Origin of the sequence: Rhizobium sp. SL42 (assembly GCF_021729845.1) — a bacterium.
Classification (GTDB): domain Bacteria; phylum Pseudomonadota; class Alphaproteobacteria; order Rhizobiales; family Rhizobiaceae; genus Allorhizobium.
The window spans coordinates 2931859-2956774 of record NZ_CP063397.1 but is presented as its reverse complement, the minus strand read 5'-3'; the positions used below and the strand labels follow the sequence as shown (position 1 = coordinate 2956774).

The window sequence follows — 24916 nt, the reverse complement described above, 5'->3', positions numbered from 1 at the left end:
GGCCTTTATTCGCTGGCCGTCGTTACGGCCATTGCCTCGGCCTGACGGTTCAGCTTCAGGCCGATGACCGGGATCAGGCGATCTTCGACCTTGACCGAGATCGTGATGTTCATCGCATCGTCTTTTTCGATGCGCGCGACCATTGCGCCATTCAGTTTCTTGCGGTTGATGCCCATGACCGCGCGGTTGCCGGTGACCGTTCCGGAAACGATGTCCATGCCCTTGCCGTCGGCACCGTCCAGAAACTGGCCTTTGTAGGTGCTGCCTGCCTGGGATATGAACGCGGACATCGGCTGGCTGAATACGCCGACGCGGCAGGTGCCATCGAGCTTCATCCCGGCTTCCTTGCCGTCCGCTGAGAGGCCCGTCAGGTTGCAGGTGAACTTGGTGCCCTTGTATTTGCCGGCAACAATTTCGCCCGGGCCCTTCCAGACGCCGGCGACCTGTTCAAAGAAGCGCTTGTCGCGCGAAGCTGCATCCGCAACGGTGGCGGGCAGGAGTGCCGCGGCGGCCAGAATGACGGCATTGCGGCCGAGCGACGAGAAGATGCGAGAAGACATCGATTTACCTTGGTACGAGAAACCAGAAAACCCGCAGTCAACTTAGCGCGGTATTGGTTAATGCATCCTTGCAATTAGCCTTAAATGGCATCGCCCGCAATCGGCAAAACACAGGTTCTGCCGTTGGTGTTGCCCATAAGACTCAGTTGGTTTCGCCCCCGGATTTGCCGTTTAGCGATGGCTTGAGGTCGCCGATGAAGTCGCCGATGCCTGGTCGCTTCAAAGCCTTGAAGGGCAGAGGACGACACAGATCCATTGCCGCAATGCCGATTCGCGCCGTCATCAGTCCGTTGATGACACCTTCGCCAAGGCGCGCCGACAGACGTGAGGCGAGGCCGTGGCCAAGGACCTGCTGGACCAGGCTGTCGCCGACCGCGATCGATCCTGTAACTGCCAGATGGGCGATCACGTCGCGCAACAGACGCAGCATTCCGAGGCTGCCAGGTCGTCCGCCATAAAGTTCGGCCATGGCGCGGACCAGTCGAACGACCTCGAAAAGCACATAGCCAAGATCCACCAGCGCCCGGGGACTGACGGCGGTGACGACAGACACCCGCTTGGAAGCGCCCAGAATGAGGTTTCTTGCCCGGAAGTCGAGGGGGCTCAACAGCTCCCGCTCGGCAAGCTCGATCAGTTGCGGTCCGTCGATCACATCCTCCTCGACCTCTGCCATCACTTTCTGGCCGCGGGCGGTCTCCGGGCGATGGGAGACGAGGCGCGTCAGGCGCTTGACCACGGCGAGAGCCGCCGGGCGCTTGCGATCGGCGCTGGCAATTTCCGCTTCCGATTTCAGCGACTGGACCGCTTCCAGCCGATAGAGGCCGACTACCTCCCGTCCTATGGCGATTGCCAGAGCCAGGATCCCGACCGCAAGCACGCCGATCGCGGCGTAGCCAAGCCAGTCGGAGCGGGAAAAGAGGTCACGGATCAGGCCATCGACCCAGAGGCCGAGCGCGAGGGAGACCAGGATACCAAAGGCGCCGGCGGCAATTTTCGCGAAGGAAAAACCGCGTCTCCGCGGGATCGCGAGCGGAATCTCGTCGTCGGCAACTCCCCCGCCGATAAAGGGGTCTTCCTCGTCCGGGACAATCACCACATCGTGCGAGAAGGCTCGCGGTTGGCGTGCCGCGGCCGGTCGAGGGGGTTCTGTTTCCGGAGCAGCCTCGATGGAGAATGCCGCAGGCCGTCGGCGGTTGCCGGTGCCCTGACCCGCGCCGGGGACGGAGGATGAGGGGGGCTTGGTCATGCGAGACGGTCTCCGAGCAGGAACTGCATGGCGCGATCTAGGCGGATATGAGGGACGGACAAAGTGATGCCGCCACCGGTTTCCTCAAGGCGCGGCGGACGGAAGCGGACAATGTCGAGATCAGGCAATTCGGCCGGCTCGCCGGCGTCAAGCGACCGGAAGAAGGCTTCCGGATCCTCGGGAAGATCGCCGGGGAACACAGCGGTCTTGCGCTCGCCGTCAAAGATCTCTTTGCCGATCCGTTCTCCAGCCATCGGGGTGCCGACAATCACCGGCAGGTCATGGCCATCCCGCTTGACGTTGGCCTCACGCGTCGCCCGGACGGACGCCAGCGCCATGACCTCGATGCCGGCACCGCTCATGCCGATCGTCTGGATCGCCCGGTCCACCAGTCGGCGGGTGAGCGTTTCCAGTCGGTCATGGCTCTCGTGATGCAGATGATCGGCCTTGGTGGCGGCCACCAGGACGCGGTCGATGCGCCGGCGAACCAGAGATGTCAGGATATTGTTCGAGCCGGCGCGAAAGCAGGTCAGCACGTCGCCAAGCGCCCGCTCCAGATCTTGAACCGCTTCCGGCCCGCGATTGATGGCCTGCAGCGCATCGACTAGGACGATCTGTCGATCGAGGCGCGCGAAATGTTCCCGGAAGAAGGGTTTCACCACCAGGCTCTTGTAGGCTTCGTAGCGGCGCTCCATCATCGCCTGCAGCGATCCCTTCGGCGCCTTGCCATCGGCCAGTGCGGGCAGGGGGGCGAAGGTCAGCGCCGGTGAGCCTTCCAGGTCACCGGGCATCAGGAAGCGGCCAGGAGGCAGCGTCGACAGCGAGCGTTCGTCGGATTTGCACAGGCGCAGATATGTTGTGAACGTCTCAGCCAGCCTGCGCGCCAGCATTTCGTCGGCCGGAGCATGCGGATCAATGGATGCCGACAGTTCGCGCCACTCGCGTGACAGTTCCGCGCGAACGCCGGTCGTCGCAAGACTTGCCGTCGCCTCGGAGAACTGGCGATAGTCTTGCTGAAGCAATGGCAGGTCGAGAAGCCATTCACCGGGATAGTCGACGATATCGATCGACAGGCGTCCGGACGAAAGCAGGCGGTTCCATGCGCTTGCGCTCTTGTATTCTATGGTCAACCGCAGTTCCGAAATTGCCCGTGTCGAATCCGGCCAGACCCGTTCTTTGATCAGGGCGCGGATGTGGTCTTCATACTGGAAACGCGGTACGGCATCGTCCGGCTGTTCCTCCAGTTTCGCACCGGCAATGCGGCCGGCGCGAACCGGTTCGAACAGCGGCAACCGTCCGCCATGCAGAAGGTTGTGCACGAGCGAAGAGATGAACACGGTTTTGCCTGCGCGCGACAGGCCAGTTACGCCGAGGCGGATCGTCGGGTGGACCAGATTGACGGCACGATCGGCAACATTGTCGAGAGCAATCGCTGCCTCATCGGTAATGTTGGTGAACAGGGAAGGGGGCAATGGCGATTTCCTGAAATTGTCATGGCGCGGTCTGCTGCACGCCGCCACCCGGCGGCAAGCATATGCCTCGTCGCATATAGGTCGGCATTGCGCTGCAAAAAAGGAGCAGGCGCGCCTTGTGGCTCACTGAGTGGGTCCGTTCTGATCAGCCGACGATAAAGTCCTGCAATTTCCACCCCTGACCCCGACCGTCGATCTGCAGCGCATCGATCACGGCAAGGCCAGATGTCGGGTAGCCTTCGGGCACGGTGCGGCCGACAACGTCATGGCCGACAAGGCGCGCAAAAACCTCCTCGACGGCTGGATTGTGACCCAACATCATCAGCGACTGAACACCGCGCGTTGACGTCAGGATCTCGAGATATGTATCGGCCGGTGAATTATAGAGGTCATCGACGAAACGAAATTCCGACTGGCCCGAAAAGGCCCTGCGTATTGCATCGGCAGTCTGTCGGCACCGCTTTGCGGTTGAGGAAATCACCAATTCGGGCTGATATCCCTTTTCTGCGGCGGTCTCGGCCAGCAGTTCCGCCTCGGCAAAACCTGCGTCGGAAAGGCTGCGGTCAAAATCGCGGCCGCCCGGTTCGGCCCAACCGGATTTTGCATGTCGCAACAAATAGATGCGTTCAGGAGGCTTGGTGGAGAGCGTCATCCGTTGGGTTATCCGCGTCAGATCATCCTGCTAATGAACTAGCGGTTATCAACCCTCCACGTCAACTGGGCGCACGTGGCATATCGTGGTCTGCATCCAGCGCTCCGCGGACAGCGGGTTTGTGATGGTTGCGGCAAATAGTGCTTAAAAAATATACTCTTAGATGAAAAATGTAACAGATTTAAAAATGCCGTGGAAACAGTCAGGAGGCTTGAACAGGTTGGAATGAAAGGTTATACACCCGCACATTGAGATGTTCTTCAGGAGAATCGCGTTGAGTGAGAAGATCAATCTTAGCAATTATGTGCTCTCTGAGGATGAAGAGTTCATGAATGCGAACCAGAGGGCCTATTTTCGGGCAAAGCTTGTTGCCTGGAAGAATGATATCCTACGCGAAGCGCGCGAAACTCTCGGTCACCTTGCCGAAGAGAGCGCCAACCATCCCGACCTTGCCGACCGGGCTTCCTCCGAAACAGACCGTGCCATCGAGCTTCGTGCTCGCGACAGGCAGCGCAAGCTGATCTCGAAGATCGACGCTGCCCTGCAACGGATCGACGAAGGTACCTACGGTTTTTGCGAGGAAACCGGCGAGCCGATCGGTTTGAAGCGCCTTGACGCCCGTCCGATCGCAACTCTGTCGATCGAAGCGCAGGAGCGCCACGAGCGCCGCGAAAAGGTTTATCGCGACGAGTGAATACGCCTCACTCTCGCCTGCGCGACGTGTAGCGACCGATTTTTCATGCCGGCCTCAGGGCCGGCATTTTTCGTTGTGTTTGCTGATCAGGCTACTTCTCAGGAGTTTCGGCTGGCCGACATCTCGCCGAAGATGCGGGCGATTTCGTTCTGCAAGTTGGGCTCGTCGGGTGTGCCGTCAGCGTTTGCGGAGGGTCTCGCCACCGGTGGCGTCGCATGTCTGCCTTCCGGCAGGATCGCCGACACCGGCAGACCTGGCCTATCGCTGCGGATCTCGGGCAGAAATGGTTGGGCCGTGGGGCCGTCGCCTCTGATATTGTTATCTTGGGGCAGCGGCAGTGGATCTGCGGCCAAATGCAGCGCCATCTCCTCTTCAAGAACCCGCTCGAAATCACTCATGTCGCGTGCCGGCTCCTCAGCCTGAGCGACATTTATCGGTTCGTGTTGTGGGACGAAACGTTCGGCGGCGAAAGGTTGTGCCGCGCCCGGACGTTCGGCTGCGTTCAGCGGGAGGACGCGCGCGCGCGCCGCTTCCAGTATGTCGGCTGCATCGGGCGCCGTCACATCCGGCGCGCGCGCCGGTACAGCTTCCGAGGCAATCTCTACTGGGGGGATCTGATGCACCGGCATGGCCGGTACCGCGGGCGAGGCGATAGACGGAACCTCCGGCGCGCGGCCGATGCTCACAGGCTGTTCGAACTGCGGCTTCCGGTTTTGCTCATTGTGCGGCTGGTGTGAAACTTCAGGCGCGATCGTTATCGGGTCCGCTGTGTCTCCTGGCGAAACGGGGGACGGAATTTCGACCGGAGCGGGGATCGACGGTGACTGAACCGTTTCTACAATCGGGGCGACCGCAACGGGCGGAGCTACAATAGCCGGCGCAACAGGCGGGGCGACAACGTCAAGGCGTGGTTCCGGGTGCATCTGGGTCGGGGTGGTCGCGCTCTGCGAGCGCAGCTGATCGCTCGGTTTTGTTTCGTTACTCGGCATCGGCTGCTGGAGCGTCGCCTGCGCAGTCATCACCGGGATCGTCGTTGCTGCGATGGCAGGCGCTACCAAGACTGCGGGCGGGGTAACGACGGGAATCGGGGCTGCCGCTGATATCGGGGCGCGGGCAGCTGGTGGCACTTTCGGCGCTGGCACGGTGCCGGCTGGCTGCGCGGGGCGTACAGGGGCTGCTGGCTCCACCTGCGCGGAAGCGGGCGGTGGCGTGGAGCGGACGGGTTCCGGTTCGGCCATTGCCAAGTCCGCGGCAACGGCCACCTCCGTGGGAAGTGTACTTTTTTCGGCGGGTTCCGTTACGCTTTGAAGGGCAACAATCTTGGCTGACTCGGTGTGAGGGAGGTTCGGCGATGCGTCCAGAGCTTGGGCCTGGGGCTGGACGGCCAAAGTCGAAAGGTAGGCGCGGTCATCGCCAATGCCGCTTTCAATGACGATGTCGGTCGGGCCGCCGATCATGACGAGGTGTTCGACATTGTCGCGGCGGATCAGGACAATGCGTCGGCGGGCGTCGACGGCTGCGGCATCGAGGACCTGCAGGCGGGGCTGACGGTTTCTGCCGCCGCGAACGAAGGGTGAGGAGGCGCGGTTGCGCATCAGCCAGAGCACGATGAACAAACACAGCAGGGCGAGCGCCACACCAAGTGCCGCAACCAGTAAACGGTTGCCGTAGGCGGAAATCAGTTCGTCCAGCATGATAGGCTCTCCTTGTAAGGCTTTCTCGCAGAAGATAGGCCTTTCCGCAATCATGACCCGCAATCATGACTTGTCGGCTATCCCATGCAGCAATTACATGGAGCGCCACCCCTCAATTTCCATGCAGAATGCGGCAATCCTGTGGGGTAGCGACAAAGCGCGCAGGTTTCGGCCTTTCTTTGCTTTTTGCACCCCTTGCAAATTGCTAAACAGGACGGTGCGCCGATTCCCGTAACGGGTCGGGAGCAGGGCGCGGACAGGCAAGAGGCATTCATGACACGACAGCAGAAGCCCGGCGATAGCGACAGCCCTCTGGTGGACCGCCGGGGCGGATTCGGTACAGCGCTGCGCATTCTCTTGCTGGCCCTGGTGCTGATCGGAGCATCCGCTGCCTTTGTCTTTTTCCGCGACCAGCTGGACAACCAGATCGTTCTCGGAGTTCTCGGCGTTCTGGCGATGATGGGCATCTTCTTCATCGTTTCGGCCGTCATCGGCTTCGTCGAGGTCATGCCGCAGTCGCATACCGATACGCTGGCGCGGCGATTTCTGGCCAGCCAGCCGGAAGGCACGCTGATCACCGATTCGGAGGGCCGCATCGTTTACGCCAATGCGGCCTATGGCGAGATGACCGGCGCGAAGAAAGCGACGGATGTGCAGACGCTCGAAGCCTTGCTGTCGCGTTATCGCGAGTCGAGCGAGGCGCTATACCGGCTGACGAACGGTTTGCGAGAAGGTCGCGAGAGCTACGAAGAGTTCCGTCTGCTCAAGCCGCTCGGCAATCAGACAGGCAATGGTTCCGGTGCCCATTGGTACCGCCTGAAGGCGAGACTGCTGGAGAACGAGAGCCGCGGACGCGGCCTGCATGTCTGGCAGATCTCCGACATTACCGTCGAACGCGACGATCAGGAGCGCTTTTTCAAGGAATTGCAGCACGCAATCGACTATCTCGACCATGCGCCGGCCGGCTTCTTCTCCGCTGGTCGCAAGGGCGAAATCTACTATCTCAATGCGACACTTGCTGAATGGTTGGGCGTCGACCTGACGCAGTTCAGCCCGGGCTCGATGTCGATTGCCGATCTGGTTGCCGGCGAAGGCATGGCATTGATCAATTCGGTACAGGCCGAACCCGGCAATTCGCGGACAGAGACGCTGGATCTTGACCTGCGCCGGGTCAACGGCCAGATCCTGCCCGTGCGACTGGTACACCGGGTACGCGCAGCGCGTGACGGGGCACCGGGCGAAAGCCGGTCGATCGTGCTCGCCCGGCAAAGTGGCGATACCGGCGATCACTCCGCCTCGGTCGCATCGATGCGTTTCACCCGGTTCTTCAACAACACGCCGATGGCGATCGCGTCCGTCGATGGCGAAGGCCGAATCCTGCGCACCAATGCGCCGTTCATGAAACTGTTTGCCGACATCATCACTCGCGATCAAATCGAGCAGCATGACAGGCTGGAAATCGTGTTCCATGAGAGCGAGCGCGAGCGGTTTCATGATGCGCTGGCGCTGGCCAAGGATCGCCAGGTCGATATCGCCCCGATCGACAGCCGCCATCCGGTCAGCGATACCCGCCACTTCCGCTTCTATGTCAATGCCGTTATCGACCAGAGCGACGAGGCGCCTGAAGAGGCCGCGATCGTCTATGCCGTTGATGTCACAGACCAGAAGGCGCTTGAAGCGCAGATGGCGCAGACTCAGAAGATGAATGCCGTTGGTACGCTTGCCGGTGGTATCGCGCATGACTTCAACAACGTCCTGACCGCGATCCTTCTGTCGTCGGATCATCTGCTGCTGCAGGCGCGGCCTTCGGATGCAAGCTTCGCCGACCTGATGGAAATCAAGCGCAACGCCAATCGTGCGGCCGTATTGGTCCGACAGTTGCTCGCTTTTTCCCGCAAGCAGACGATGCGCCCCTCGGTGTTGAATCTCACCGATGTGATCGGCGATCTGCGCATGCTGGTTGACCGCTTGATCTCCGGCAGCAATGTCAAGTTGCGGGTTGAATATGGCCGCGATCTCTGGCCGGTGAAGACGGACCTGTCGCAATTCGAGCAGGTGATGATCAACCTCTGCGTCAATGCGCGCGATGCCATGCCGGGAGGCGGGGCAATCACAGTGTCGACGCGCAACGTTTCTGCGCAGGAAGCAGGCGATTTCCAGTATCGCGGCCTGCCGGCGGAAGAAATGGTGCTGATCGAGGTTGCCGATACCGGCACGGGTATTGCACCTGATATCATGGACAAGATCTTCGAGCCTTTCTTCACGACCAAGGAAGTGGGCAAGGGCACCGGTCTCGGTCTTGCCATGGTTTATGGCATCGTCAAGCAGTCTGGCGGCTACATCTATCCGGAATCGGAAGTCGGCAAGGGCACCACGTTCCGCATTTTCCTGCCGCGGCACATCCCCGAGATCCAGCCGGTGATAGAACACGTGGCCGGTGCGCCGGATCCTGCTGCGAACGTTGCTTCGGCTGCGAGCAGCGATTCGTCCACCGAGAACCGCGATCTGACCGGAAAGTCGGCCGTCGTGCTTCTCGTCGAGGACGAGGAGGCGGTGCGGCGCGGTGGCAAGCGCATGCTGGAAACGCGCGGCTATACCGTGCATGAGGCGGGATCAGGCGTGGAGGCGCTGGAGATCCTGGAAGAACTGGGCGGCGCTGTGGACATTGTCGTGTCCGACGTCGTCATGCCGGAAATGGACGGGCCGACGCTGCTGAGCGAACTCAGAAAGACCTATCCCGACATGAAGTTCATCTTCGTATCCGGCTATGCCGAGGACGCGTTTGCGCGCAATCTACCCGCGGATGCCAAATTCGGTTTCCTGCCCAAGCCCTTCTCGCTGAAGCAGCTGGCGGTGGCCGTTCGTGAGATGCTTGACGGCCAGGGCTGAGATCCTGGGATATCGGACCTAAAAAATCCGCGCTGGCGACAGCGCGGATTTTTTGCTTCTTGGCTACGGCGACGGTATCAGCCGTTCATTGCGACTGCGATTTCCGCGGCCAGACGAGCATTGTTTTCGACCAGCGCGATATTGGTCTTCAGGCTGCGGCCTTCCGTGAGATGAAAGAGATTGTCGAGCAGGTACGGGGTGACCTGCTTTCCGGCGATCTCGTCCCGTTCGGCATTGGCCAGCGCGCGGCTGATGTAGATTTCCATTTCCTCGCGCGGGATCTCGTCTGCTTCGGGAACGGGGTTGGCGATCAGCATGCCGCCATCGATGCCAAGCTGTTCGCGCAGCTTCTGGAAGTTGGCGATCGCTGCAGGGCTTGTCAGATTGAGGACGCTCTTGAGGCCGGAACTGCGCGACCAGAAAGCCGGGAAATCCTCGCTGTCATAGGTGACGACCGGCACGCCACGGGTTTCAAGCACTTCAAGGGTTTTGGGAATATCGAGAATGGCCTTCGGACCGGCAGATACAACAATGACCGCCGTCCGTGCCAGTTCTTCAAGGTCGGCGGAAATGTCGAAGCTTTCTTCAGCGCCACGATGCACGCCGCCGATGCCGCCTGTTGCAAAGACATGGATGCCGGAACGATAGGCGGCGATCATCGTTGCCGCGACCGTGGTGGCGCCATTGCGGCGCTCGGCGAGCGCAAAGGCTAGGTCGGCGCGCGACAGTTTCATCACGTTGTTCATCTGGGCCAGCGCTTCCAATTGCGAAGGCTCGAGGCCGATATGCAGCACGCCATTCATCACGGCAATGGTCGCCGGCACTGCGCCCTGCTGGCGGATGATCGTTTCGACGCTCTTCGCCATGTCGAGATTGCCAGGGTAAGGCATGCCGTGGGTGATGATGGTCGATTCGAGCGCCACGATCGGCGCGCCACGCTGCTTGGCGGCGCTGACTTCGCTGGAATAGGCAATGGGCAGGAGGGGGGAGATGGAACGGTTCATTTGAGCTTCCAGATGGTTTTGCCCGTCATGGCAGGAAACGGGCCCGTGGGACAAGAGCCAACTGTGTTTCCAGCCGCTGGGGCGTGAGGTTTTCTTCAGTTGCATGCAGGGAGGCAAGGGTAATCGAGGCGGTCGCGGTTGCCTGACGAAGTGCGCCGCAAAGGTCGCCGCCGGCCAGCCGGGCGTTCAGGAAACCGGCGGCGAAGGCGTCGCCGGCGCCGGTGACGTCGGCAATCTGGGTCACCGGTGCGGGTTCGATGGCCGCCGCCGATGTCTCATCAAATGCAATCGCAATGCGCCCGCCACTGGTGACGCTGCCACCGCGCAGGCCGGCCAGACGGAGAAGCGATGGCCAGTCCTCCGGTTGTACTGCCGTCTTTCCAGTCAGGCTTTCGGCTTCGGCGACGTTGAGGAATAGGTGGTCGATCCGTGGCAGGGCCTCCCTGAGGCGAAGGACCTTTGCCGGGGATATGGCGATGGCTGACAGGCCGATGCCGCGCTGGGTTGCCTCATCGGCCAGGGCTGCGATTGTTGGCCCCGGCAGGTTGGCGTCACACAGGACATGGCGTGCAATGTCGAGGCTGTCGCGTGTGGAACGGGCCCGCAGCCGGCGCGCGCTGAACATGTCGTACAGTGCCATGTCGGCAAGGGCGATGACCAGATTGCCGTCGCGCTCGAGGATGGCGGTGTAGCTTGGCGTGGCGCGATCGAGAAAGACCACCGGGCAGTCGTCGAGGCCGGCGCGCTCTGCGGCATCCGCCACCGTCTGGCCCGCCGCGTCGCCGCCACGGGGTGCAACAAGGCGAACACGGTGTCCGAGCCGTGAAAGATTGCTGGCGGCATTGAACACGCCGCCACCCGCCTCCTCGAACCATTGGCCGGGATTGCTGGAGCCTGGTTTCGTTTCCCCGAACAGACGTCCGCGGCGATCGATATGGGCGCCGCCGATGGCCAGAATATCAAAGCTCATGCACGGCACTTTCTCACACGGATGATCCGAATCGCAAGGACATAAAAACTTCAATTTCGCAATGTAAGACACTGTTTGCAAAAGCTTTTCCAAGGTGCGGAACATTTGTCGAACATGGTTGAAAAAGCCGTTTTCTCTCAATGGCTTGAATGGCGCTTGCAAAGGTGGAACAAAAGAAGTACATACAGTCCATCGGCGGCTTCATTGCCTATGCGGCCTCAATAACCTAAAGGTGGATCAAATGGCACAGAATTCTTTGCGGTTGGTAGAGGACAAATCGGTGGATAAAAGCAAGGCATTGGAAGCGGCGCTCTCGCAGATCGAACGTTCGTTCGGCAAGGGCTCGATCATGAAGCTCGGCGCGAACGAGAGTGTGGTCGAAGTCGAGACTGTCTCGACGGGATCGCTCAGCCTCGATATTGCGCTCGGTATCGGTGGTCTGCCGAAGGGCCGAATCATTGAAATCTATGGACCGGAAAGCTCGGGCAAGACGACGCTTGCGCTGCAGACGATTGCCGAAGCGCAGAAAAAGGGCGGTATCTGCGCCTTCGTCGATGCCGAGCACGCACTGGATCCGGTCTATGCCCGCAAGCTGGGTGTCGATCTGCAGAACCTGCTGATCTCGCAGCCGGATACCGGCGAGCAGGCGCTCGAAATCACCGACACTTTGGTGCGCTCCGGCGCTGTCGATGTACTGGTTGTCGACTCTGTCGCGGCACTAACTCCGCGCGCCGAAATCGAAGGCGAGATGGGCGACAGTCTTCCGGGTCTGCAGGCGCGCCTTATGAGCCAGGCGTTGCGCAAGCTCACCGCATCGATTTCCAAGTCGAAGACTATGGTGATCTTCATCAACCAGATCCGCATGAAGATCGGCGTGATGTTCGGTTCGCCGGAAACGACCACCGGCGGCAATGCACTGAAGTTCTATGCCTCGGTTCGCCTCGACATCCGCCGCATCGGCGCGGTCAAGGATCGTGAAGAGGTTGTCGGCAACCAGACACGCGTCAAGGTCGTCAAGAACAAGATGGCACCTCCGTTCAAGCAGGTCGAATTCGACATCATGTATGGCGAAGGCGTTTCGAAGACCGGTGAGCTCGTCGATCTCGGCGTCAAGGCCGGCATTGTCGAGAAATCGGGTGCTTGGTTCTCCTACAATAGCCAACGTCTCGGCCAGGGGCGTGAAAATGCCAAGCTGTTCCTGCGTGACAATCCGGCGCTTGCGCAGGAAATCGAACTTGCACTGCGCCAGAATGCCGGTCTGATCGCAGAGAAGTTCCTGCAGAACGGTGGTCCCGACGCCAATGATGGCGATAGCGCCGAAGACTAAGTCTCGCGCTGTCCCAGATTTGAATTCAGGCCGGCCATGTTTCGAAAGAGGCATGGCCGGTTTTCTATTGCGTGGCTGGACAGCGACCATACCGGACGATAAAAGCCATTGATTTTGCGAATTGGCCGGCTTGCGGCCTGAATGAAGGGCGTGACATGAGCGGTGTAAACGACATCCGGTCGACTTTTCTCGATTACTTCAAGACGAACGGTCACGAGGTCGTATCCTCCAGCCCGCTGGTGCCGCGCAACGACCCGACATTGATGTTCACCAATGCCGGCATGGTGCAGTTCAAGAACGTTTTTACCGGTTTGGAACAGCGTCCTTATTCGCGCGCCGTAACCGCGCAGAAATGCGTGCGCGCCGGCGGCAAGCATAACGACCTGGACAATGTCGGCTATACCGCCCGTCACCATACCTTCTTCGAAATGCTCGGCAATTTCTCCTTTGGCGACTATTTCAAGGAAAATGCCATCGAGCTGGCCTGGAACCTGATCACCAAAGAATTCGGCATCGACAAGAACCGGCTGCTGGTGACCGTCTATCATACAGACGATGAAGCGCATGGCTTGTGGAAGAAGATCGCGGGCCTGACGGATGACCGGATCATTCGGATTCCGACCAGTGACAATTTCTGGGCCATGGGTGATACCGGTCCGTGCGGTCCCTGTTCCGAGATCTTTTACGATCACGGCGACCATATCTGGGGCGGACCGCCCGGTTCGCCGGAAGAGGATGGCGACCGCTTCATCGAAATCTGGAATCTCGTCTTCATGCAATACGAGCAGGTGACGAAGGAAGAACGCATCGACCTTCCCCGTCCGTCGATCGACACGGGCATGGGCCTTGAGCGCGTCGCCGCCCTGTTGCAAGGCAAGCATGACAATTATGACATCGATCTGTTCCGTTCGCTGATCGAGGCGTCTGTCGAACTGACTGGCGTCAAGGCCGAAGGCGAGCGCCGGGCCAGCCACCGGGTGATCGCGGACCACCTGCGTTCGTCGGCTTTCCTGATTGCCGATGGCGTTCTGCCTTCGAACGAGGGACGTGGTTATGTCCTGCGCCGGATCATGCGGCGGGCCATGCGCCATGCGCAGCTCCTCGGCGCGCGTGATCCGATCATCTACAAGCTGCTGCCGGTTCTCGTTCAGCAGATGGGCCGCGCCTATCCCGAGCTTGCCCGTGCAGAATCGCTGATTGCCGAGACGCTGAAACTGGAAGAGACCCGGTTCCGCAAGACCCTGGAGCGTGGCCTGTCGCTGCTTTCGGATGCGACGACCGATCTTAGTCAAGGCGATAGCCTCGACGGCGAAACCGTGTTCAAGCTCTATGATACCTATGGCTTCCCGCTGGATCTGACGCAGGACGCCCTGCGTACCCGTGGCATCGGCGTGGATATCACCGGTTTCAACGATGCGATGCAACGGCAGAAGGCTGAAGCGCGGTCGCATTGGGCCGGATCCGGTGACAAGGCGACGGAGACCATCTGGTTCGAGCTGCGCGAAAAGCACGGGGCGACCGAATTCTTCGGCTACTCGGCGGAAACGGCAGAAGGCCAGATCCAGGCAATGGTACGCGACGGGGCGCTGGTCGAGAGCGCTTCGGCTGGCGAACTGGTGCAGATCGTCGTCAACCAGACCCCGTTCTACGGCGAGTCTGGTGGCCAGATGGGTGATACCGGCGAAATTATCGGCGAGGGTTTCTCGCTGGATGTGACCGATACGCAGAAGAAGGGCGAGGGGCTCTTCGTCCATATCGCCACTGTCCGCAACGGCGTCGTGCGCGCTGGTGAAGCGGTGACGCTGAATGTCGATCATGCCCGCCGCTCAAGGCTGCGGGCCAATCACTCCGCAACCCATCTACTGCATGAAGCGCTGCGCGATGTGCTTGGAACGCATGTGGCACAGAAGGGGTCGCTGGTTGCGCCCGAGCGGCTGCGCTTCGACATCTCGCATCCCAAGCCGATCACCGCAGAAGAGCTGAAGATCGTCGAAGAGATGGCCAATGAGATCATCGTGCAGAATGCACAGGTCACAACGCGCCTGATGGCTGTCGACGATGCAATTGCCGAGGGCGCGATGGCACTGTTCGGTGAAAAATATGGCGACGAAGTACGCGTTGTATCGATGGGCACCGCTGTTCGGGGGGAGAAGGCCGGCAAAGCCTATTCGATCGAATTGTGCGGCGGCACCCATGTCAACGCAACCGGTGATATCGGCCTTGTGCGCCTAGTCGGCGAAAGCGCTGTCGGTGCCGGTGTGCGTCGTCTGGAAGCACTGACCGGCGAAGCGGCCCGCGCTTATCTGGCCGAGCAGGACGAACGGGTGAAGGCGCTTGCCACGTCGCTGAAGGTTCAGCCGTCCGATGTGCTTTCGCGTGTCGAGACATTGATCGATGAGCGCCGGAAGCTTGAGAAGGAACTGGCTGACGCCAAGCGCAAGCTGGCCATGGGTGGCGGTGCGACCGGCGGCGCCGACGCACCGCGCGTGATCAATGGCATCAGCTTTATTGGGCGCCAACTGTCCGGCATCGACGCCAAGGACCTGAAGGGCATGGCCGACGAGGCCAAGGCTGGCCTGGAGTCCGCAGTCGTCGTTCTGATCGCCGTGGCTGAGGATGGCAAGGCGAGCGCCGTTGTTTCGGTCACGCCCAGCCTTGTCGAGCGTTTCAGTGCGGTTGATCTGGTACGGATCGCGTCCACGGCGCTGGGTGGAAAGGGCGGTGGCGGTCGTGCCGACATGGCACAGGCCGGCGGCCCCGATGGCGCGCAGGCCGAAGCCGCGATCGAAGCGGTCGCTGCTGCACTCGCGGTCTGATTTTGGCGAACGGGCTTCGGGACGCAGATGCGTTTCGAAGCCCGATCTTAACGCCCTTTTGCATTGGCGACCGCAGCAGAATGCATAGTCATTTAGCGAGCCGGTTTTCTTTTCCTTCAGTCTTGAATGGTATGTCTTACCTCGTTTTCGAGGTTTGCCGGCTTGGTCCATCTTTTCCACATTCCCACATTGATGCTCTGCCTTTCGGCGGCCTGCGTGATCATCTCGATCTTTCTGACGCTTCTCTGGCTGTGGGATCGAAACAGCCAGGCTTTGCTACGCTGGACGGTGGGGTTCTGGCTTGGCTGTCTCGGTCTGACTCTCTTGGGCTTGCGGGATATTGGCCCGCCGATCCTCTCAATAGGGCTCGGCAACGCGCTTAGTCTCTGGAGCCTTGGTCTGATCTGGCTTGGCTGTCGGGCGTTCAATGAATGGGATCCCGACGCGCCTTCAGCGCTGGCGATGTCGGGCGGGCTTGTGTGGCTCACCCTGGTTGCCTGCTGGCCGCGTTTTGCCGAAGACCTGAACATCCGCGTCGTTGTCGCTTCTGCCCTCTATGCCGGATATTCCTTTCTCATCGTCAACACGGTGTGGCGGGGATATCGCCACGAACCGCTGCCTGCGCGGCGCCTTGCAGTCTTTGCCTTCGGGCTGCATGGCCTATTTTACCTGTTGCGACTGCCGGTACCTTTGTTGTTCCCCGCGACTTTGAACGGGGGATATCCCAATCTTTGGTTCGGTGTGGTCACTTTCGAGTATTTCATACAGGCGCTTTTCGGCGCTCTCGCCATCTTTGCAATGGTGCATGAGCGTCTGACCATGCGCTACAAGGTGGCCTCCGAGATCGACTATCTGACTGGCATTTACAATCGCCGTGCCTTTCTCAGCGCGATCGACGCCAGTCGTCAGCGCCCCGGGGGCGATCGAGTCGGGGCGATGCTGGCTCTGCTGGATGCCGATCATTTCAAGGCGATCAATGACACGCATGGGCATGGTGCCGGTGATACTGTGCTGACTTGCCTGAGCGACCTGGTCGCCAGCCGGTTGCCACAGGGGGCAATTTTCGGGCGCGTCGGCGGCGAGGAATTCGCCATCTATCTGCCGGCGACGGCCGCCCTTGCCCATGGCGATCTGCTGGAGCACATCCGTGTCGATATCGGCGCCATGGCCGTTCGGCACGGTGAGGCCTGCATCCAGATGAGCGTAAGTATTGGCCGTTGCATTCTTCCGGCAGGACCGCTCGACGTGCAGATGGCTCTGGCGGCGGCGGATCGTGCCCTCTATGCGTCGAAAAAAGCGGGCCGCAACTGTGTCACGACAAGTAGTTTTGTACCCGGTGAGAAGAAACCAACCGGCGCTTATCCGGGTCCTGCTCCTTCAACCTCGATCGCCTGACACCCGGACCATTCCTACGTTGCGCTAGCGGCAATTTCGGCTTTTGCAGTCAACAGGCTGTCGACGAAGATCACCTTGTGCGCCGGTATGCCATGATGGAGCAGCATGCTGCGGAGTTCAGCGCGCTGTGTCACCACATAGACTGCGATGCCATGATGCAGGGCCTTGCGCATTGCGCCGGCAAGGACGTTGACGCCGGAGGCATCGATCATCTGCAGGCCGGTGCAATCAAGCACGAGGTTGCGATGGCTGTCGGCAATCCGGTCGAGCACAGCACTGGCGGCAGCGACGGCTCCGAAGAAGAAGGCCCCGTCGATACGATAGATCACCGTGGCTGCGTCGGTATTGTCTATCGGATGTTCATCACTGTGGCTGGTGACACGCAATGTCGTCGACATGCGGTGAATGAACAGCATGGCAGCCAGGGCGAAGCCCACGACGATGCCTTCTGTCAGATCGCGGACGATCACCAGCAGAAACGTGACGAGAAGGACCAGGGTTTCGCCGCGCGACGATCTGAACAGCGAGACGATGGCCGAGCGTTCCACCATGTTCCAGGAGACCACCGCGAGAACCGCTGCGAGCGACGCCAACGGTATATAGGCAGCCAGCGGCGCAGCAGTCAGCATGAATATCAGCAAGAACAGTGCGTGGAGCATGCCCGAAACAGGGCTGGTTGCGCCCGAGCGGACATTGGTGGCCGTGCGGGCTATGGTGCCCGTTACGCAAATGCCGCCAAAGAGCGCCGAACCGATATTGGCGACGCCCTGGGCGATCAGTTCGACATTTGAACGGTGACGGCGGCCTGTCATGCCATCGGCAACGACGGCAGACAGGAGGGATTCGATGGCTCCCAATAGCGCGAAGGCGATGGCATCGGGCAAAACGGCAAGGGCGAGATCGATTGAAAAAGCTGGCAGGGCAGGGCGCGGCATACTGTTGGGAATGCCGCCGAATTTTCCGCCTATGGTGGCAATCGGCAGGTCAAGGACGGCTGTCAGGACCGAAACGCCGACGACGGCAATCAACAGGCCGGGAAAGCCTGGCCGCCAGCGGCGCAAACAAAGAATGATGGCGACGGTCAGGATCGCGATTCCCGTCGCGGGCATGTTGATGGTGGGGAATGCGGCGATCAGGGCCGGGATTTTATCAATCAATGGTCCGGGTTCGCCTGCCGGCAGCATCAACCCGAACAATTCGCTGATCTGGCTGGCGAAGATGATCACGGCAATGCCAGCGGTAAAGCCTACGGTCACGGGATGCGGAATGAACTTGATATAGTCGCCAAGCTTTAGAACGCCGCAGAGGATCAAGATCAGTCCGGCCATGCTGGTTGCGAGCAGCAGGCCTTCGATCCCATGGGTCGCGACGGTGGCCGCGACAAGCACGATGAAGGCTCCTGCGGGTCCGCCGATCTGGTGACGGCTCCCACCGAAAAGGGAGACCAGAAAGCCGCCGACGATTGCGGTAAACAGCCCCCGGTCCGGTGTCACGCCGGACGCAATGGCAATTGCCATGGAGAGCGGCAGTGCCACTATCGCCACGGTCATGCCGGCAATCGCATCGGCTTTCAGGCGCTCGAGGCCATAGCCCTCACGCAAGACACTGACTGTTTTCGGCAGGAGGGCTTCGTTCATGGAGTGCGTCGATACCAGCCTCGGGGATACAGGAGCATTCTGCGTGCAGCAATCAGCAGTGGAGCCTGAGTCTCGTCCGTTGGCAATGGCAGGCATACCGGCACAATGCGAGATGCGCTTTACCCTGGGCAGGCTGTTGTCACGATCAACCGGATGAGAAGTTTGTTAGAGACCAATCGGCAAACATGAGCCGCCTGTCGGCAGATCAGCACCCTCGTACATCTCGTCCGTTCCCTCGTATGACCTCGCATCAACGGCAGGCGGATTGCGGCTTATCGCCCGGTCCGCGGCATGTCTGCCATGGCCGCGTCATCGAGCGATTTGGCCCGTTGCCAGGCTGGTCGACCCGCAAGTCGGCTGTAATAGGCTTCAAAAACAGGGCGTTTGTCGATCGTGCCGAATTGCAATCCCCATCCGATCTGCGAACCGAGATAAACATCTGCTGCGGTAAATCGATCGCCCGCAATATAGGGGTTGTCTGAAACCGCCTGTTCCAGCGTGTTCATCACGGCGCCGAACGATCCATAGCCGACCATACGACGTCGGTCTGCTGCGACCTCCACGCCCAGACTGCGGTTGGTGACCGCAGCCTCCAGCGGGCCTGCCGCGAAGAACATCCAGCGATAGTAGGCGCCGCGTTCCTCTGCTGTCGGTGCAAGGCCAGCTTTCGGGAAGGTATCCGCCAGATAGGCACAGATCGCCGCGCATTCTGTGACGATTGTGTCACCGTGTTTCAACGCCGGAACCTTGCCCATCGGATTGATCGCCAGGTAGTCTGGTGCGTGCATTGACGGACCAAATGCTACGATTTTCGTGCGGTAGGGTTCGCCGACCTCCTCCAGCATCAGACGTGCAATGCGTCCGCGCGACATCGGATTGGTGTACAGCATCAGTTCCGCCATGGCCTTCCTCCCTATTTGTGCCCTTAGACTTCAATATATGGAGGATCAGGTGCTTGCGGTAAGGCACAGGGCTTAACAAAAAAGCCCGGCGCGTGCCGGGCTTTTCGTCGGTCATGGGTTTTGATCAGGCCGCCATGGCCTTCTTGAGGTTTTCATCGACCTTGTCGAGGAAGGCGGTGGTCGAAAGCCACGGCTGGTCCGGACCGATCAAGAGTGCGAGGTCCTTGGTCATGTAGCCGGCTTCGACGGTGTCGACGCAGACCTTTTCCAGCGTGGTGGCGAAACGGGCGAGTTCGGCGTTGTCGTCGAGCTTGGCGCGGTGCGCGAGGCCACGGGTCCAGGCGAAGATCGAGGCGATCGAGTTCGTCGAGGTTTCCTGGCCCTTCTGATGCTGGCGGTAGTGGCGGGTCACGGTGCCGTGAGCGGCTTCCGCCTCGACGGTGCGGCCGTCCGGCGAAAGCAGGACCGAGGTCATCAGGCCGAGCGAGCCGAAGCCCTGGGCAACGGTGTCGGACTGGACGTCGCCGTCATAGTTCTTGCACGCCCAGACGTAACCGCCGGACCACTTGAGCGCGGAGGCGACCATGTCGTCGATCAGGCGGTGTTCGTAGGTGATGCCGACTTCGTCGAACTTCGCCTTGAATTCGGTCTGGTAGACTTCCTCGAAGATGTCCTTGAAGCGGCCGTCATAGGCCTTGAGGATGGTGTTCTTGGTCGACAGGTAGACAGGCCACTTGCGCATCAGGCCGTACATCATCGAGGCGCGGGCGAACTCGCGGATCGATTCGTCGAGGTTGTACATCGCCATGGCAACGCCGGCGCTCGGGGCGTCGAAGACGTCCTTCTCGATGACCTGGCCGTCTTCGCCGACGAACTTGATCGACAGCTTGCCCTTGCCGGGGAACTTGAAGTCGGTTGCCTTGTACTGATCGCCGAAAGCATGACGGCCGACAACGATCGGCTTGGTCCAGCCCGGAACGAGACGCGGTACGTTCTTGCAGATGATCGGCTCGCGGAAAATCACGCCGCCGAGGATGTTGCGGATCGTGCCGTTCGGCGACTTCCACATCTGCTTGAGGTTGAATTCCTTGACGCGGTCTTCGTCGGGCGTGATCGTCGCGCACTTGATGCCAACGCCGTGCTTCTTGATCGCATGGGCGGCGTCTACGGTAACCTGGTCCGAGGTCGCGTCGCGGTTTTCGACCGACAGGTCGTAATACTCGATGTCGAGGTCGAGGTAGGGCAGGATCAGCTTTTCCTTGATGAACTGCCAGATGATACGGGTCATCTCGTCGCCGTCGAGATCGACGACCGGGTTGGCTACCTTGATCTTGCTCATGAATATCCTCGCTCGGAATGAATAGGGACGAGCGTCCCACTTGGTTCGGCTCGCTGGGCTATAGCATTCCCGGTTAAGAACGCAAAGCACCGGCACAGGCTGATAGCGCGATTTCATTCACAAATTGACACCAACAATGGTCTCATGCGGGCAGCTATCGACATTGAGCTTTGGCCGGGCGTCTGTAGAGTGCCGCAACATTCAATCCGCAGATGGAATCCGACATGAACATCCTGATTGCCGCCTCGATGCTTCTGGCGTCGAGCGTCGGTGCGATTGCCGCAGACGTGACTGGCCCGGTCCGCGAGATCATCGAAGCAACCGCAAGCAACTGGACGGAAGAGGCCTTCGGCAACGAGAAGGAGGTCTTCACGGAAGATCGGCTGGACCGGATCTTCAGTGCAGATTTTGCCACGATGTACCGGGAAGCCTCGAAGAACCCAGCCTACGATTTGCCCGAAGGCGAAACGACGGGATTTCCGTTCGACTATGATCCGATTGCCCGAGGCCAGGATGGTTGCCCGTTCCAGAACATTCGTATCGAGGATGATGGAGATGGGCAGGTGACCGCCCTGTTCAACAACCGCGAATGTATGGGCGATGATCCTGCATTCAAGGAAGACACGGTTCTGATCTTTCATGTCCTGGACCAGAACGGTCATGCGGTGATCGATGATATCTATCCGGTGGAAAACGGTCAGTCCGGTCAATCGATCAAGGATGAACTCAGAACGATTGCCGGGCAGTAGTTCGATCGCGCCAGTCTCATCCAGGGAATGAATTGCGCGGCGGTGACGCCGTCCGGCATTTTGCTGTCCGCATCTTTTGATTTTTCCGGCGGTTTGTGTCAGTGAGGCCGCAAATATCGATCGAGACGGGCGAATATGGCAGGGACGAACAGCGAGCGTGTACTTCTGGCCGAAGGGCCGGCCATCATCCTTGTCGAGCCGCAATTGGGCGAGAATATCGGCATGGTGGCGCGCGCCATGGCGAATTTCGGTCTGGCCGAATTGCGACTAGTCAAGCCGCGTGACGGCTGGCCAAGCGACAAGGCGCGGTCTGCCGCATCCAAGGCTGACCATGTGATCGACGGTGCCGTGGTGTATGAGACACTGGAAGAAGCGGTCGCCGATCTCAATTTCGTCTATGCGACCACGGCCCGCTTCCGCGACGGTTTCAAGCCGGTGCGATCGCCGGTGACGGCAGCCTCGACCTTGCGTCGGCGTTTTGCCGCGGGCGAAAAGACCGGCATCATGTTCGGCAGGGAGAAGTCGGGCCTGTCGAACGAGGATGTCGCGCTTGCCGACGAAATTGTCACCTTTCCCGTCAATCCGGCATTCGCGTCGCTGAACATTGCCCAGGCCGTACTTCTGATGTCCTATGAATGGATGAAGTCGAGCATGGACGATCTTCATGCCGTGCCTTTCGATGCGGTAGAGCAGGCACCCGCCACCAAGGACGAGGTCATCGGACTTTTCGACCACCTGGAAGAGGCGCTCGATGCGCGCAACTATTTCCATCCGGCCTCGAAAAAACCGAGAATGATCGACAACCTTCGTGCTGTTCTCTCGCGGCGCGCGTTTACCTCGCCCGAGATCAAGGTTTTGCGCGGCGTGATTTCTTCGCTCGACCGGTTCCAGCGGTCCCGGCCGCGCGGTTCCGGGCCGCCGGATGTGGCGCTATTCAAGGGCAGCAAACGGCATGACAGCGGCGACAAGGAATGAACTGAAACCGGTACTGGTGTTTGATTCCGGTATCGGTGGGCTGACAGTTCTGCGTGAGGCCCGGCTGCTGATGCCCGAACGCGGCTTCATCTATGTCGCCGACGATGCCGGCTTTCCCTATGGCGGCTGGGAGGAAGAGCCGCTCAGGGCGCGCATCGTTTCCCTGTTTCGCGATCTGCTCGCCGCCTACGAGCCGGAAGCCGTGATTGTCGCATGCAATACGGCCTTCACGCTGGCCGGTGGTGACTTGCGCGCCGCCTTTCCCGCCATGCGCTTCATCGGGACCGTGCCGGCAGTCAAGCCGGCGGCCGAGCGCACGCGCTCCGGCCTCGTCTCGGTTCTGGCTACGCCTGGCACCGTCAAGCGCGCCTATACCCGCGATCTCATCCAGTCTTTTGCCAGCCAATGCCATGTCCGGCTGGTTGGTTCGGAAAATCTGGCGCGCATGGCGGAAGCCTATATTCGCGGCGAGACGCTGGACGATGCGCAGGTGCTTGCGGAAATTGCGCCTTGTTTTGTCGATAAGGATGGTGCTCGAACCGACATCGTCGTGCTGGCCTGCACACACTATCCTTTCCTCGCCAATGTCTTTCGTCGTCTGGCTCCGTGGCCCGTCGACTGGCTCGACCCGGCCGAAGCTATCGCACGGCAGGCGCGGCGTATGGTCCCGCTGGTCGAGGGCGCTGAGCATCCCGATGGCTTTGACTTTGCGGTATTCACCTCCGGACAACCGAATTTCTCGACCCGCAGGCTGATGCAGGGCATGGGCCTGTCAATGGCGTCTGCCGATGACGCCGGGTTTTGCCGATAGACCCTTTGGATCGGCATGTCGGTGTGCTAGAGGTCGAGCCGTTGCCGGACGCTTAGCCGGTGTAGAGGAGCTTTGCTCGTAGTCTTGTTAACCGAGATATCGATTGTCGTATTCCTGACGCTGCTGAACGGCGTTCTGGCCATGTCTGAACTCGCCGTCGTCTCATCGAGACCCGCACGTCTCAAAGTCATGAGTGAACTTGGAAATCACGGCGCGCTTGTCGCCATCCGGCTGGCGGAAGATCCGGGCCGTTTTCTCTCGACAGTCCAGATCGGCATCACCCTTGTTGGTGTCCTGTCCGGCGCATTTTCCGGCGCTACACTCGGGGCGCGCCTTTCGGACTGGCTTGAGCTTCAGGGCGTGTCAAACGGTGTTTCGGATGCGGTTGGCGTCGGCTTCGTCGTTATGATGATCACTTACCTCTCGCTGATCGTCGGTGAACTGGTTCCAAAGCAGATTGCGCTGCGCAACCCGGAAGCGGTTGCTGCGCGTGTCGCCATGCCGATGCTCGTCCTGTCGAAAGTGTCGGCGCCGTTGGTCTGGCTGTTGAATGGCTCCGGCAAGCTGATCCTGTCGCTTCTTGGCCAGCAGGGTGTCTCGGCCGGCACGGTGACCGATGAGGAAATCAAGACGGTTCTGGCCGAAGCGCACAGCGCCGGCGTGATCGAATCGGAAGAATCGGCGATGATCTCGGGTGTCATGCGTCTTGCAGACCGCACGGCGCGCGGACTGATGACACCGCGTCGAGACGTCGAGATCCTCGATGTGAAGGATACACTCGACGAATTGAAAGAATCGCTGCGCGACAGCCAGCATTCGCGCCTGCCGGTGCGTTCGGGCGATTCCGACGAGATCATCGGCGTGTTGTTCGTCAAGAAGGTCTATGAGGCCATTGCGCTCGGGACAGCCGTGGACATCCGGACCCTGGTCAGCGAAGTGCCGATCGTTTCGGATCTTGCCGGGGCGATCGATATCATTCAGGCGATGCGCAAGACCTCTTTGCACATGGTGCTGGTCTATGACGAATACGGCCATTTCGAAGGCATCATTACGTCGGGCGATATTCTCGAGGCGATCACCGGGGCCTTCCAGGACGACAGCGAGGGCGAGCCATCGCTGGTCCTGCGCGAAGACGGTTCCTATCTGGTGGCGGGCTGGACGCCGATTGACGAATTCATCGATCGCATCCGCGTGCCGATCGATGCCGACCCGGACTACACCACCGTTGCAGGTTTCGTGATTGCCGAATTGAAGCGGATCCCGGAACTTGGCGAGAGCTTCGTCAAGAACAACTGGCGCTTCGAAGTGATCGATCTCGACGGACGCCGGATCGACAAGCTGCTGGTGTCGCCGGTGGGGCCTGGGGACTGACGCCGAAGGCGTACCCAGCGCAGGTTTTACATCTGATCCGAAGCAACACTTTGCAGCCGGAGGCGGTTTGCGCAGTGTTGCTTTTCAGCAACTAAAATTCGACAAAATTTGCAATCCGGAATTGTGATCTTGCCGGTTGCTTTTTCTTGTGTAATCTTCTGCACATCCGCAATTCAAACAATAGGAGGCGTCAATGATTACTCATTCTGTATATATGCGCCTCTCTGGCGGATCGGTGTTTACGGCAGGGGCCACTTGCGCCTTTTCCCCACGAACCACCGCCTGAACGGTTATCCCGTACAGGGTTTCCGGCGTCTGGCGCCATTTTCAACAAAACTAACGTGATCGGCTGACAGCACGCTGCTGCGTTTTTGCTCGTCCGTCTCTCCGTGTTTTTCATCTAGAGGACCTGG

Annotated in this window: 18 protein-coding genes and 1 pseudogene; 9 read left to right on the top strand and 10 right to left on the bottom strand. The window is 60.1% G+C overall.

What is annotated here, in order from left to right; all coding sequences use genetic code 11:
• Window positions 1-5: 5 nt before the first annotated feature.
• The 4 genes from IM739_RS14015 to IM739_RS14000 all read right to left on the bottom strand — a co-directional run bounded on the left by IM739_RS14015 (window position 6) and on the right by IM739_RS14000 (window position 3930).
• A complete protein-coding gene (locus tag IM739_RS14015) occupies window positions 6-560 on the bottom strand; it encodes a hypothetical protein (RefSeq protein WP_237368328.1) in 555 nt (184 codons plus the stop codon).
• Between the two features lie 142 nt (window positions 561-702).
• Entirely contained in the window at window positions 703-1806 is a 1104-nt protein-coding gene (locus IM739_RS14010) for a YcjF family protein (protein WP_237368327.1), read from the bottom strand.
• Window positions 1803-3278, bottom strand: coding sequence for a YcjX family protein (locus IM739_RS14005; protein WP_237368326.1), 1476 nt, complete (start codon window positions 3276-3278; stop codon window positions 1803-1805). Before IM739_RS14005 ends, IM739_RS14010 begins: the two co-directional genes overlap by 4 nt.
• A 145-nt stretch (window positions 3279-3423) precedes the next feature.
• Window positions 3424-3930, bottom strand: a complete 507-nt coding sequence (locus IM739_RS14000) for a SixA phosphatase family protein (protein WP_237368325.1) — start codon at window positions 3928-3930, stop codon at window positions 3424-3426.
• 274 nt (window positions 3931-4204) lie between these two features.
• On the opposite strand from IM739_RS14000, the gene dksA reads away from it, so the two are divergent.
• Window positions 4205-4624 (top strand): RNA polymerase-binding protein DksA, encoded by a 420-nt coding sequence (dksA, locus tag IM739_RS13995; RefSeq protein ID WP_009109440.1) that lies wholly within the window; start codon window positions 4205-4207, stop codon window positions 4622-4624.
• A 1370-nt stretch (window positions 4625-5994) separates the two neighbouring features.
• Here the strand turns inward: dksA and IM739_RS24135 are convergent.
• A pseudogene (locus IM739_RS24135) lies at window positions 5995-6318 on the bottom strand (flagellar biosynthetic protein FliO); the annotation flags it as partial.
• A gap of 273 nt (window positions 6319-6591) precedes the next feature.
• Here IM739_RS24135 and cckA point away from each other — a divergent pair.
• Window positions 6592-9207, top strand: a complete 2616-nt coding sequence (gene cckA, locus IM739_RS13985) for a cell cycle histidine kinase CckA (RefSeq protein WP_237368323.1) — start codon at window positions 6592-6594, stop codon at window positions 9205-9207.
• A 77-nt stretch (window positions 9208-9284) separates the two neighbouring features.
• Here cckA and IM739_RS13980 read toward each other — a convergent pair whose 3' ends face one another.
• Window positions 9285-10211: a pseudouridine-5'-phosphate glycosidase gene (locus IM739_RS13980; RefSeq protein WP_237368322.1), complete on the bottom strand. Its 927-nt coding sequence runs from the start codon at window positions 10209-10211 to the stop codon at window positions 9285-9287.
• Window positions 10212-10236: 25 nt separating this feature from the next.
• Window positions 10237-11181: a carbohydrate kinase family protein gene (locus tag IM739_RS13975; RefSeq protein WP_237368321.1), complete on the bottom strand. Its 945-nt coding sequence runs from the start codon at window positions 11179-11181 to the stop codon at window positions 10237-10239.
• Window positions 11182-11422: 241 nt separating this feature from the next.
• On the opposite strand from IM739_RS13975, the gene recA reads away from it, so the two are divergent.
• The 3 genes from recA to IM739_RS13960 all read left to right on the top strand — a co-directional run bounded on the left by recA (window position 11423) and on the right by IM739_RS13960 (window position 16719).
• Window positions 11423-12508 carry a recombinase RecA gene (gene recA / locus IM739_RS13970; protein ID WP_237368320.1) on the top strand — a complete coding sequence of 362 codons (1086 nt, stop codon included), beginning with the start codon at window positions 11423-11425 and terminating at the stop codon, window positions 12506-12508.
• 155 nt (window positions 12509-12663) lie between these two features.
• Complete coding sequence (alaS, locus tag IM739_RS13965) at window positions 12664-15324, top strand: alanine--tRNA ligase (protein ID WP_237368319.1); 2661 nt, start codon at window positions 12664-12666, stop codon at window positions 15322-15324.
• A gap of 162 nt (window positions 15325-15486) precedes the next feature.
• The gene (locus IM739_RS13960; protein WP_237368318.1) at window positions 15487-16719 is read left to right on the top strand and encodes a GGDEF domain-containing protein; all 1233 of its coding nucleotides are present in this window, start codon (window positions 15487-15489) and stop codon (window positions 16717-16719) included.
• Window positions 16720-16733: 14 nt separating this feature from the next.
• On the opposite strand, the gene IM739_RS13955 is transcribed toward IM739_RS13960, so the two are convergent.
• The 3 genes from IM739_RS13955 to IM739_RS13945 form a co-directional block, all read right to left on the bottom strand.
• Window positions 16734-18356, bottom strand: coding sequence for a SulP family inorganic anion transporter (locus IM739_RS13955; protein WP_237368317.1), 1623 nt, complete (start codon window positions 18354-18356; stop codon window positions 16734-16736).
• Window positions 18357-18628: 272 nt separating this feature from the next.
• Window positions 18629-19258: a glutathione S-transferase family protein gene (locus IM739_RS13950; RefSeq protein ID WP_237368316.1), complete on the bottom strand. Its 630-nt coding sequence runs from the start codon at window positions 19256-19258 to the stop codon at window positions 18629-18631.
• Window positions 19259-19382: 124 nt separating this feature from the next.
• The gene (locus tag IM739_RS13945; protein WP_237368315.1) at window positions 19383-20597 is read right to left on the bottom strand and encodes an NADP-dependent isocitrate dehydrogenase; all 1215 of its coding nucleotides are present in this window, start codon (window positions 20595-20597) and stop codon (window positions 19383-19385) included.
• 224 nt (window positions 20598-20821) lie between these two features.
• Between IM739_RS13945 and IM739_RS13940 the strand changes: the two genes are divergently transcribed.
• The 4 genes from IM739_RS13940 to IM739_RS13925 all read left to right on the top strand — a co-directional run bounded on the left by IM739_RS13940 (window position 20822) and on the right by IM739_RS13925 (window position 24503).
• Window positions 20822-21346 carry a hypothetical protein gene (locus IM739_RS13940; RefSeq protein ID WP_237368314.1) on the top strand — a complete coding sequence of 175 codons (525 nt, stop codon included), beginning with the start codon at window positions 20822-20824 and terminating at the stop codon, window positions 21344-21346.
• Between the two features lie 135 nt (window positions 21347-21481).
• A complete protein-coding gene (locus IM739_RS13935) occupies window positions 21482-22321 on the top strand; it encodes an RNA methyltransferase (RefSeq protein WP_237368313.1) in 840 nt (279 codons plus the stop codon).
• Window positions 22299-23132: a glutamate racemase gene (murI, locus tag IM739_RS13930; protein ID WP_237368312.1), complete on the top strand. Its 834-nt coding sequence runs from the start codon at window positions 22299-22301 to the stop codon at window positions 23130-23132. Before IM739_RS13935 ends, murI begins: the two co-directional genes overlap by 23 nt.
• Before the next feature lie 84 nt (window positions 23133-23216).
• Window positions 23217-24503, top strand: a complete 1287-nt coding sequence (locus IM739_RS13925) for a hemolysin family protein (RefSeq protein WP_272911314.1) — start codon at window positions 23217-23219, stop codon at window positions 24501-24503.
• The last annotated feature ends 413 nt before the right edge of the window (window positions 24504-24916 follow it).